The organism is Amycolatopsis sp. NPDC048633 (genome assembly GCF_040650695.1).
Classification (GTDB): Bacteria; Actinomycetota; Actinomycetes; order Mycobacteriales; family Pseudonocardiaceae; genus Amycolatopsis.
This window is the reverse complement of the sequence record NZ_JBEZHS010000008.1, coordinates 253,222-263,619: the sequence shown is the minus strand read 5'-3', so window position 1 is coordinate 263,619 and position 10,398 is coordinate 253,222. Positions and strand designations below refer to the sequence as shown.

Genomic DNA, 10,398 nt, shown 5'->3' with positions numbered 1-10,398 from the left:
ACGATGATAACCTCCAAAAAATAAAAATAATCTTTTTTATTATGAGGTTGGCTATCGATTTCACATGTGGGGGCCGCGGAGGTCCCGAATGAGTCATTCGCGACCTCCGCGGCCCCGTCAGGCGTGGACGGCCTCGAGTGCCCGGGGCTGGAGCCGGTCGAGGTCGGCACGCGACAGGTGCGGCCGCCCGCCCGCGTGCTCGGTCGTGGCCGCGGCTGCCGCGACCGCCAGGCACGCCGCCGTCTCCAGCGGACGACGGCGGGTCAGCGCCGCGGTCAGGGCCGCCACCAGCGCGTCCCCGGCCCCGGTGGGGTCGACGACCTCGGTTTCGACGTGCGGCACGAACCACGACTCCGCCCGGCCGGCGAACAGGTTCCCCTGCCCGGCCACCTCGAGCACGACCACCGATGGCCCGCGCCGCCGCAGGTCCGCCGCGGCGCGGGCCGCGCTCGCGACGTCGTCCACCGGCTGCCCGGTGAGCAGCTCGGCCTCGCGGTCGCCGGCGCGCACGACGTCGGCGAGCGCGAGGAGCTCCGTGGCGAAAGTGCCGTCTCCGGGGACGCCGTCGAGGACGACCCGCGTGCCCGCGGTGTGCGCGAGCCGGGCCGCCAGCAACGCCGCCGGGGCGGGCTGCTGCAGCTGGACGATCAGGGATCCGGCCGCCGAGATCGGGGCGGCCGCGGCGAAGACGTCCGTCTCGGTCACCAGCGTCGCGTCCGGGACGTGCTCGAGGTAACGGCGGCGGCCCCGGTCGTCGACCACGTCGACGATGAGCGCCGTCTCGGTGTCCGGCCGGCGGACCACGTGCGTGGTGCCGATCCGGTCGGCCCGGGCGCGGGCGCGCAGCGCGTCACCGGCGGCGTCCTGCCCGACGACGCCGACCAGCGACACCGCCACGCCGAGCTGGCTCAGCGCAACGGCCTGGTGGGCGCCCTTCCCGCCGAGCAGCTCCGGCCGCTGGGTCACCGACGCTTCGGGGACCTCGACCACCAGGTCGCGGGCGATCTGCCCGACCACCACGACTTCGCTGAACATCACCGGTACCGCCGGTCCATGGGGCCTCCTCGGTCGACGAAGATCGGCTACCCCGGCCCGGACCAGGCCCAAACCGCTCGATCGGGTCGTGCGGGCTCGTGACCGGGTGATCCGCCGTTGCGCCGGACGGACGCGCCGGTTCGTCCGGCGTCCGGATGTGGATCACCGCGACATCGGGTAAATCAATAGGACGAAGACCCGGTGGAAGAGAGGTTCGGGTGACCGAGACACTGATGAACGCGGCGGACCGGTGGAGACCGCTGACGGAGTTGCTGCAGGCACTGCTGGAGCGGATCACCGGCGAGCTGCCGGGATGCCTCGGCGCGGGCCTCACGATCGGCTACGGCGGCCGGCCGTCGCGCGTGCTGGCCGCCGCGGGCGTCGCCGCCGACCTGCTGCCGGCCCAGCTGGCGCACGGGGGCCCGGTCCCCGTCGCGGCCGGCACCGGTGAGCCGGTGACGACGGACGACCTCTTCGCCGACGAACGCTGGCCCGGGCTCACCCGCGAGGCCGTGTTCGCGGGCCACCCGCGGCTCGCCGGGGTCCGCGGCGCGGCCGCCCTGCCCGGCTTCTGGGACGACAGCAGCGCGTTCGTGCTGTCCGCGATGTTCGACCGGCCGCCCGGCGCCGAGATCGTCGCGATCCTGCGCCGGTACGAGAAGCTCACCGAGATGACCCTGGTCGTCGCCGAGACCGCCACCACCGGCGACCCGGACCAGACGCTGGACCTGCTGGCCTCCCGCGCCGCCATCGAGCAGGCGAAAGGCGCGGTCATGGCGGTCCGGCGGTGTTCCCCGGACGAGGCCTGGCAGACGCTGCGCCGCGCCAGCCAGGAGTTCAACGTGAAGGTCCGCGAGCTGGCCGTCGCGCTGGTCGAGCACCTCGGGGGCCGGCACGCGCCCGAGGCCGGTGGCGTGCCGGAGATCCGGCCCGGCGCCCCGGCCCGGCACGCGGCCGAGCGGCTCTGGTCGGCGTTCACCGCGGAATAGGGCGTTTCCGTTCCGGCGGTTTGGGTATCAAGACCCCGACCTTGATCACCCCGCTGCGACGCCGGCCCCGCGCCGGCGCGGAAGGCCTGCCGAACCCGTGTCCCCTGTCACCCCGGTTCCCACCCGGTCCGCGCCGCTCACGGCGCGCCGGACGGAGTACCGCCCCGGCCTGCTGGTGCTGACCTTCGCCGGCGAGATCGACACCCTGACCCTGCCGATCCTGAAGCACGAGCTGGCGGCGTCCCCACCGGGCACGACGGTGGTGGACCTGACCCAGGTGGCGTTCCTCGGCCTGGCCGGCGCCCGCGTCCTGGCGGCGGCCGCGGAGCTCGCGGCTGCCGACGGCGGGCGGTTCGGGGTGGTGGCGAACAGCCGGACCCTGGCGCGGCTGTTCCGGATCACGGGACTGGCCGCGGTGGTCCCGATGTTCGCTTCGCTCTCGGACGCGCTGCGGGAGCTGTTGTCGGCGGGGATGCAGAACGCGGCCTGCTGAGCACGCCGTGCTCAGTGCGGTGCCCAGCGGGCGACGAGGACGCCGGCGTCCGACCGCAGCTCGCCCGTCCCGTGGCCGACGACGGCACGGGTCAGCAGCCGCGCGGTCTCCGGCGGCAGCGTCCCGTCCGCGAGGTAGCCGGCCACCCGCTCCCGCCCGAACGGCGTCCCGGACCGGTCGGCCGTCTCGGCCAGGCCGTGCGAGTACAGCGCGAGCACGTCACCGGGCCGCAGCCGCACCTCCTCGGCGTGGGGCGGCCGCTCGTCGGTGCGGAACGGCGTCGCGGCGGGACCGGGATCCGGCAGTGCCCGGCCGTCGCGGACGATCAGCGGTGCCGGGTGCCCGGCGGCCAGCCAGCGCAGCGCGCCGGTCCGCAGGTCCAGCTCCGCGAGCACCCCGGAGACGACCGTCGCCGAGCCCGCCAGCTCGCGGCCGACGGCGGTGTACTGCTCCCCGAGCGAAGCCCCGTCGCGTCGCGCCGCCCGGTAGGCCGAGAGGGCGTTGACCACCGCGTAGCTCGCCCCGTCCGTGCGCGGGCCCGCGTCGAACATCGCCAGCCGCGCCCGTCGTTCCGAGAGCGCGTAGTCGAACACCACCCCGCACAGGTCGTACGCCGGCTGGACGCTCGCGCCGACGACCACGCTGCCGGTCGCGCCGGTCAGCGGCGGCAGGCTCTGCCACAGCAGTTCGGCGGGGGAGGCGCGGTGCTGCCGGCGCCGCCGCACGTCGAGACCGTCGCCGTACCGGGTCGTGACCGTTACGAGGTGGCCGAGCAGGGTCGCCAGCCAGTGGCACTGCTCCCGCAGCGCCGGGTCGTCCGGGTCGGCGCCGTCGGTCGGCACGATCTCCAGCACCCCGAGCCGCTCGACGCCGTCGAGCAGCACCGTCCACAGGGTGGGGTCGGGCCCGTCCCGCGTCACGGCGGTCCCCGCGCGGCGGAAGACGTCCCCGGCGACGCTCGTCTCGATGTCCAGCTCCCCGGCGGCCTCCGCGCGCAGCGGCACGAGCGTCCGCTGGTCGTAGTCGGCGAGGTAGATGCCGATCCGGAGGTCGAGCGCGCGGCCGGCTTCGGCGACGACGGCGGGCAGCCGCTCGGGCGGCGCGCGGTGAGCGCCTTCGAGCAGGTCGACGAGCGCCTTCAGCGGGCCGTGCAGCGGCTTCCCGTCGCGGGCCGAATGGCTGTAGGGCGCGCGGGGCGGGCCAGCCAGCTCGTCGAGCCGCTCGTTGACGGCGTGGGCCGTCATGTCGCGGTCGACCCGGGGCAGGGTGGTCAGCCCGTTGAGGTAGGCGTCCAGCTCCAGCAGGCTCTGGCTGCCGCCGAGCGCGAAGTAGCGCATCCACAGCTGTTCCGGCGTCAGCCGGCTCCGCGCGAAGCAGGCGGCGAGCAGCCGCTGCTGTTCCTTCTCGGGCAAGAAGCGCATCGGCGGCTCACTCTCCCCGTCGCGCGGGGGCGAGCAGGTCCGCGGCGGCCTCGGCCGGGCTGTGGGCGCCGGCGCGTGCCAGCGCCAGCAGGCGGTCGAAGGCGGCGTCCTCGTCGAAGCCGTCGCGGCCCATCAGGAACCCCTTCGCCATGGTGACCGCGTCACGGTCGCGGAGGGTGTTCTTGAACCGCTCGCTGAAGCGGCTCGCCCGCTCGTACGCGCGGGCGTTGGCGACGAGGACCGCGGCCCGGCCGGCGAACGTCGCGAGCGTCTCCTCGTCGGAGCGGCTGAAGGCGCGGGACTCCGTCGCGTAGATCTTGATGGCGCCCAGGCAGCCGTCTTCGGTGACGAGCGGCGTGGTCAGCACCGAGCGCAGTCCCGCGTCGCCGGCCGCGGCGCACCACCGCGGCCAGCGCCGCTCGGCGGTGACGTCGTCGATCCGCATCGGCGCGCACTCCGCGAGCGCGCTCAGGCAGGGGCCTTCGCCCAGCTGGTACTGCAAGGTATCGGCGTCGCGCACCTGCGGGCCGGACGCGCTCGTCGTGGCGGGCCGGCCCTCGTCGTCGACGAGCGTCACCCCGGCACCCGCCGCGGAGGCGATCGTCGTCGCGGCGAGCGAGACGATCAGCTCGAGCACCGAATCGACGGTCTCCCGCGAGAGCAGCAGGCCCGACATCCGCGCCGCGACCCCCGCCAGCTCACCGTCCAGCGGTAGCTCAGCCGCCTCGTCCGTCGCCATGGCCGCTGATTACCAAGCGGAGGCCGCCGTCAAACCTGCCCTGACCCGGGGACATGGGTCCGCGTGAAGTGGGTACCCGGACACTCGCGTCCCAGCGGGAGGAGTGGACATGGAACTGCCGGAGGCCACCGCGACGGCTTCACCGTTGCTCGACGACGTCACCGGGGCGCTCGAGGCCCTGACCGCCGTCCTGCGGCAGGAGGATGATTTCCGGATCCTGCTGCGGCACGTGTGCCTGCAGGTGCGCCACGCGGTCCCGGGAGTGGACGAGGCATCGATCACGCTGGTGAGCGGCGACGAGCCGCACACGGCGTCCGCGACCGCCGCCATCGTGGGCGAGCTCGACCACGACCAGTACGTCCTCGGCGACGGCCCGTGCCTGGAGTCGGTCCGCAGCGGCAAGATCGTCCGCACGTCGGTGTCCGACGCGCTGGAGCGCTGGCCGTCGTTCGCGAGCGGCGCCCGGGAAGCGGGTTTCGGGAGCTTCCTCGCCGCGCCGCTGGTGGCGGACGAGGAGTACTCCGGCGCGATCAACTGCTACGGGCGCCAGGACGACGGTTTCGAGGAGATCGAAGCCCAGCTGCTCGAGCTGTACACGGCCGCGGTGGAAGCGGTGTTCCGCATGTACCACCGCTACGCACAGGCCCGCGAGACGGCCGAGCACCTGCGGACGGCGCTGACGTCGCGCGCGGTCATCGACCAGGCCAAGGGCATGCTGATGGCGATCCGCCGGGTGGACGCCGACGGCGCGTTCGCCCTCCTCGTCGAGCAGTCCCAGCGGGAGAACGTGAAACTGCGCGAAGTCGCGGAACAATTCGTCGCGCGGGTGGTGTCCAGTGGCGTGGTGTGAATTCGATTGACGCCGGTGCGGGGCTGGTGCACGATGAATGCACATCACTTCGACGGGAGCAAAGTCATGGCGAGCACGGGGGAAGGCGTCACGTGGTTTTCCTGCGCGTGGCTCGCCTGCCTGCTTTGTGGTGCCGGCTCCTCGCCGTGACGGGAAACCGTCAGGTCACGGAGCCGCCCCTCGGGAAACCGAACCGGGCGGCTTTTTTCTTTGTATTCCTTATCGGCGCGCTGAGGCAGCGGAACTACCATTCAAATCCACCTGGCCCACGTTGGAAGGGTTTTCGGGGTGGTGGCTGACGGTCAACAGGTGGTTAACCGTGATCGTCACCTCGTCTCCCAGCCCGTGGACTGGACAGTCAGCTGGGTGGCCTCGAAGAGTTCACGGAGGAGTGGCAGCGGGGCGGACGCGAGGTTCACGGCGAGGTAGGGCAGGACCTCCAGCAGGCCCAGATCGGACTCGGTCGGGATGGCGGGCTGGTCAGCCCCAGCTTCGTCGAGGTGGGTGATCGCCGCGAGTCAGATCTTCTTCTGGCGCTCGAGCTCGTTGTAGCTCTCGCGCAGCCCTTGCGTGAACGGGTTGTCAGGATCTCCCTGGCGTGCCTGCCGCAGGATCGACTTCTGCTGCTGATCGGCGTTCGCGATCGCCTTCTCCTGGCGTTGCGGCGAGAGTTGGTCAGGTCATCGCGTGAAGCCCACGAAGGACCCGCTCCATGAAGTCGATGCTGGGACGATCGCCTGGGGTCAGCTGCGTGTCCTGGACTGCCACCAGACCACGGTCGGCGAGGTCGGACACCAGGACCCGTGCGACGCCCAGGGGAATTCGTCGATACGCGGCGATTTCCGCGACCGATTGCGACGAGCGGCACAGGAGGCAGATTGCGGCCTCTTCCCGGGAGCAGCCGTGCTCCGGAGCACGGCCTCGCTCGGTTGCCGCAATGAGCGTTTCGACGGGGAGCGTGCGCGTCGGCCGCGTACGTCCATGGGTGCGGAAGTACGGGCGGACAAGGTCTGCCGTGCCCGGGTCGAGCCCTAACGCCGGCTCCACTTCGGCTCCTCACTGCATTGACGACTGTCGAAATTATTTGTCGGTCGACCATCGTCGGCAATCGTCCGAACGGGTAAAGAGCTGGTAACAGTCGGTGGCTTCGTCGTCTGCTCGCGACATCCAGGAAGCTGCACCATTTGGTCGACGCGCCGCAGCATTGTCGCCGTCAGCTTGGCTGCTGGCGGTGTTCACCCCAAGGCTTTGCGAACCGGTCCAAGTCACGCCGAGCTCGGTAGCCGCGGCGACGCCGAGGTCCGGCATACCCGCGATCGCCGCCCGCGAGCAGTGTCCGGCCCAGCCGCTGGTCAGCACGGCTGGGGGACCCGGACATCGCGCTGTGGTCGGTCGTGGGCGTGATCGTGTGGCAGTTCGCCGGCTACTCGATGGTGATCTTCCTGGCCGGGCTGCAGTCGATTCCGCGCGAGATCCACGAGGCGGCCGCGATCGACGGGGCCGGGGCGGTCCGGCGGTTCTGGTCGGTGACGCGGCCGTTGCTCGCGCCGGCGTTCACGATCAACCTGATGCTCTCGATCATCGGCGGGATCAAGCTGTTCGACCAGGTGTATGCGCTCACCGGCGGCGGTCCTGGTCACGCGACTGACACGCTGTCGACGTTGATCTACAAGGACGCCTTCACGCTGGGGGAGTTCGGGTACAGCATCGCGCTGGCGGTGGTGTTGACGATCATCGTGTCGGTGGCCTCGACGGGGCAGTACCTCGGGTTGTCGCGGGCCGAGAAGGCCGTGTCGTGAACCGCTATCGCGGCCGGACGTTGACGCTGGAACTGGTGATGATCGCCGTCGGGCTGGTCTTCGCGTTCCCGGTCTACGTGCTGGTGAACCTGGCCATCCGGCAGCCTCGCAGCGGCGGCGGGGTGCTGCTGCACGTCCCCCGCTTGACCCGGCTTCAGCGGTCTCGGCGTGGAGTTCGTCGCTGCCCGTGCCCTCGCCGGGAGACGCTTGGTGGCGTCGTTCGACGCGAGGCGTGCGGCGCGGTCATTGCGGGGGAGTTCGCGGAAGGTCCTGGGGCGGCGGCAGTCTCGGGGGAGGAAAGCTGTCGCCGGTCCCAGGCCCGCGGCGGGTGCCGCAATGCCGATGTCGACCAGGCGATCCCGGCTGTTACGACGTCGACGCCCCGCCGAGGGCGCCCGGGAACGCGTGCCGTGCCGGGATTTCGTCGCTGAGGGCGTCTTCGACGGCAAGGCAGGCGGTGCGCCGGTCTCGCCCCCTACGCGAGCCCGGCGCACCGTATGCCCTGGTGGAGTCCGCGCACACCGGTGAACCCGCACCTCAGCGTTCCGTGACGAGGTTGCAGATCATGAACACCCGACCGGGGGATGTTCGACAACCTCGCGAGATGTCGGCCCGCGCCACTCTTTGCCGACTTTCTGCAGGTAGACCGGGGTAACGCGTCAGTGACGGAGCACCAGGGATGCTGGTCAGCGCACCGCAGTGGGGATGTCAGGTCGGGTCGGGTGCGTAGAACTTGGTGGTGGCCTCGACCGCGGCCGCGACGTGCTCCGGTTCGCCACCGGCGGCCAGGTGGGCCTGGCCCCAGGCCGCAGCGCTGCGCCGGATGAACTCGCGCTCTTCGGGCGACTTCTGGACCGCCTCGTGGTCGGTGGTCTCGCCACCGGCCAACAGCCGGGCTCGTGCTGGACGGTGGTGTCGAGGTGCCCATTCGGAGAGGCGGCCACGTCGCGCCGGTGGCTGTGCCACCGCCGGTGCGCACGCGTGCCCTGCTCGATGGCCTCGGCAACCAGGGCAGGGTATGGATCACTGGGTACCAACCGTGGCTGGCGTCGGCCCTGGGGCGGTTGGTCGCGGCTGAGTTCGTCGCCACGACCTCCCCGCGTCCGCTACTGGTCGAGGTTCTCGAGGGTGACGTCGTCGATCCTCGCCCAGGTGGCCTGGTTGCCCGCCGCCCACACTCCTGCGTAGATGTCGGCCTCGGCGACCGATGAGGTGAACTCGACGCTGACGCGCTGGTACGCGGGCAGTCGGCTGAACTTCTGCTCGACGCGGAACGTGCCGTTCCGAACGCCGAAGTAGCCATCCGATGTCGTGGCCGAGCTCTGTATCCAACCGCTGAGCCGGTACCGGGCGCCCGGCCGGAGGACCACGTGCTGGGCGAGTTCGTTCCAGCCCGAGGTGTTGTGGACCCAGCCGTTGTTCTTGCCTGAGCGGGCGTTGCCGAGTCCGCGGTCGACGCCGGCATTGCCGGCACCGCGCCACGGCCCGAGCGCTGGGTCTTCGAAGTCGCCGTCCTGCGCGATGTTCGTGCTCGGTGGGAGCCCGGTCAGGGGAAACCGCAGCAGCTTGACGTGGTAGGGGTCCCACTCCGACATCGCGAAGTAGAGTTCGGACTCGCTCGACGGATGGAGGTAGGACCCGTAGAGCCCGGGGTGGTCGGCTCCTCGGGCGACGACGGTCCCTCCGCTCCACGGGCCAGTCGGTCCCGGCGCGGTGCGCAGCACAATGGCCGAGCGGCTCTCGTCGAGGTGCAGAGCCACCCAGGCGCCGAGAAAAGTGTTGTATTGGACGGAAAGTTCGCCGACTTGCCCGGCCATGACCGGGATCGCCTCGTCTGCCGTGCCGGTCCGCCAGCCGGAGGCGGTCCAGTATTCGTAGTCGTCGATGGTAAGGAGTGACGTTTCCGCAACGCGTGCCAGGTAGCCGTCACCCAGGCGGCCGTTGGGTGTGCCGAAGAGGTACACGAACCCGTCGCGGTGAGCGAACGCGCCCAGCTGGAACCGAGCGCTGCCGCCGGTGTTCGGCCATCGCGTCACCGCGTCCTTGGCCCAGGTGACGCCCCCGTCGTCGGAATAGGCGAGACCTGCGTAGTTCGTCGTCCAGCGGCCACCGGTCGCCCAGCTGCGCACCGACATGTAGTGCAGGTAGTCGCGGCCACCCACGCTGATGCCCGCGGTGGGGATCACCGTCACTTCGGAAACCGTGGGATCGCGACCGAGCAGCTGTTTGGCGTGTCCGGGACGGTCGGTGACCATACTGTCGATGCCGAGACCGTCGGTGAGTTCGGTGTCGGTGGAGTGGGCGAGTGTGGTGAACCGCCAGTCCGCGGAGTCCGGTCCCGCGCCGTGCCCGCCCCAGCCTTCTCCGTACGTGTCGCCGAACGCTATCGCGGTCCGGCCGCGGCTGTCCCGCCACATCACTCCGAGGTCGGTGCCGTGCACGCCGAAACGTTCTCCGGTGTGGTTGAAATCGTTGCCGCCTTGTCCGGCGACAAGGGAAACGGTAGTCGCAACCGGGATAGGCTGACTCGACTCCGCATTGGGCCCGCCGGAGAAGAGAATAATGGTGGCCGGCAACAAATTCTTCCACGACAGATTCATGGTTCCTCCCGAGCGGGTGGTCCCGCGAGATGCGGGACCACCCTGGTTCCCGTCCGGTCAGGCCACCCACACGCAGGGGAAGCCCATGTCGATGAAGTTGCCGCTCTGCTCCTTCCAGCCGTGCGCGCACAGCCACGTGGAGCCGACCCCGTTCGCGGAGATGGAGGGGTCCTGCTTCGAGGGGCTGTTACGGAAGGAAATGCCCGGGCCCCAGAGGTCGACGTGCCCGTAGTAGCCGAAGCCGGTTGCGCTGGCGTAGTAGCCGTTCTTGTCGCCGTCGTAGCCGACACAGACCTGCCGGTCGCAGGCGGTCGCTTCGAGGACGGGTGCCTGCGCCTGGGCCGGTGCGCCGGCGAGGAGGGTGGGCACCGCCGCCGCGGCGGCGAGCGTTGCTGCTTGCAGAGTCCTGCGGAGTCTCATTTCGATGTTCCTTTCCTGAGCGATCCGTCACTTTGCCGGGCATCCAGGTGTG

The 10,398-nt window shown here is 71.0% G+C and carries 11 protein-coding genes; 4 read left to right on the top strand and 7 right to left on the bottom strand.

Translation table 11 applies throughout. From position 1 onward, the window contains the following. Positions 1-117: 117 nt before the first annotated feature. Positions 118-1,035, bottom strand: coding sequence for a PfkB family carbohydrate kinase (locus AB0C38_RS18210; RefSeq protein WP_360674131.1), 918 nt, complete (start codon positions 1,033-1,035; stop codon positions 118-120). A gap of 218 nt (positions 1,036-1,253) precedes the next feature. Here AB0C38_RS18210 and AB0C38_RS18205 point away from each other — a divergent pair, with 218 nt between their 5' ends. Together AB0C38_RS18205 and AB0C38_RS18200 are read left to right on the top strand one after the other, a co-directional pair. Then, entirely contained in the window at positions 1,254-2,024 is a 771-nt protein-coding gene (locus AB0C38_RS18205) for an ANTAR domain-containing protein (protein ID WP_360674128.1), read from the top strand. 97 nt (positions 2,025-2,121) lie between these two features. Beyond that, entirely contained in the window at positions 2,122-2,517 is a 396-nt protein-coding gene (locus AB0C38_RS18200; RefSeq protein WP_360674125.1) for an STAS domain-containing protein, read from the top strand. 11 nt (positions 2,518-2,528) lie between these two features. Here the strand turns inward: AB0C38_RS18200 and AB0C38_RS18195 are convergent, their stop codons facing one another. Together AB0C38_RS18195 and AB0C38_RS18190 are read right to left on the bottom strand one after the other, a co-directional pair. Continuing rightward, positions 2,529-3,938, bottom strand: coding sequence for a PP2C family protein-serine/threonine phosphatase (locus AB0C38_RS18195; RefSeq protein ID WP_360674122.1), 1,410 nt, complete (start codon positions 3,936-3,938; stop codon positions 2,529-2,531). Positions 3,939-3,945: 7 nt separating this feature from the next. Continuing rightward, entirely contained in the window at positions 3,946-4,677 is a 732-nt protein-coding gene (locus tag AB0C38_RS18190) for a GAF and ANTAR domain-containing protein (RefSeq protein ID WP_360674119.1), read from the bottom strand. 109 nt (positions 4,678-4,786) lie between these two features. Between AB0C38_RS18190 and AB0C38_RS18185 the strand changes: the two genes are divergently transcribed. Continuing rightward, positions 4,787-5,527: a GAF and ANTAR domain-containing protein gene (locus AB0C38_RS18185; RefSeq protein WP_360674116.1), complete on the top strand. Its 741-nt coding sequence runs from the start codon at positions 4,787-4,789 to the stop codon at positions 5,525-5,527. Between the two features lie 675 nt (positions 5,528-6,202). Here the strand turns inward: AB0C38_RS18185 and AB0C38_RS18180 are convergent. Then, positions 6,203-6,574 (bottom strand): DUF742 domain-containing protein, encoded by a 372-nt coding sequence (locus AB0C38_RS18180; protein ID WP_360674113.1) that lies wholly within the window; start codon positions 6,572-6,574, stop codon positions 6,203-6,205. Positions 6,575-6,888: 314 nt separating this feature from the next. Here AB0C38_RS18180 and AB0C38_RS18175 point away from each other — a divergent pair, with 314 nt between their 5' ends. After that, positions 6,889-7,326 (top strand): sugar ABC transporter permease, encoded by a 438-nt coding sequence (locus AB0C38_RS18175; protein WP_360674160.1) that lies wholly within the window; start codon positions 6,889-6,891, stop codon positions 7,324-7,326. A gap of 708 nt (positions 7,327-8,034) precedes the next feature. Here the strand turns inward: AB0C38_RS18175 and AB0C38_RS18170 are convergent. From AB0C38_RS18170 to AB0C38_RS18160, 3 genes are all read right to left on the bottom strand, one after another. Next, positions 8,035-8,214 (bottom strand): hypothetical protein, encoded by a 180-nt coding sequence (locus AB0C38_RS18170; RefSeq protein ID WP_360674110.1) that lies wholly within the window; start codon positions 8,212-8,214, stop codon positions 8,035-8,037. 218 nt (positions 8,215-8,432) lie between these two features. After that, positions 8,433-9,926 carry a DUF4185 domain-containing protein gene (locus AB0C38_RS18165; RefSeq protein ID WP_360674107.1) on the bottom strand — a complete coding sequence of 498 codons (1,494 nt, stop codon included), beginning with the start codon at positions 9,924-9,926 and terminating at the stop codon, positions 8,433-8,435. A 57-nt stretch (positions 9,927-9,983) separates the two neighbouring features. Further along, a complete protein-coding gene (locus tag AB0C38_RS18160) occupies positions 9,984-10,346 on the bottom strand; it encodes a hypothetical protein (protein ID WP_360674105.1) in 363 nt (120 codons plus the stop codon). Between the last annotated feature and the right edge of the window lie 52 nt (positions 10,347-10,398).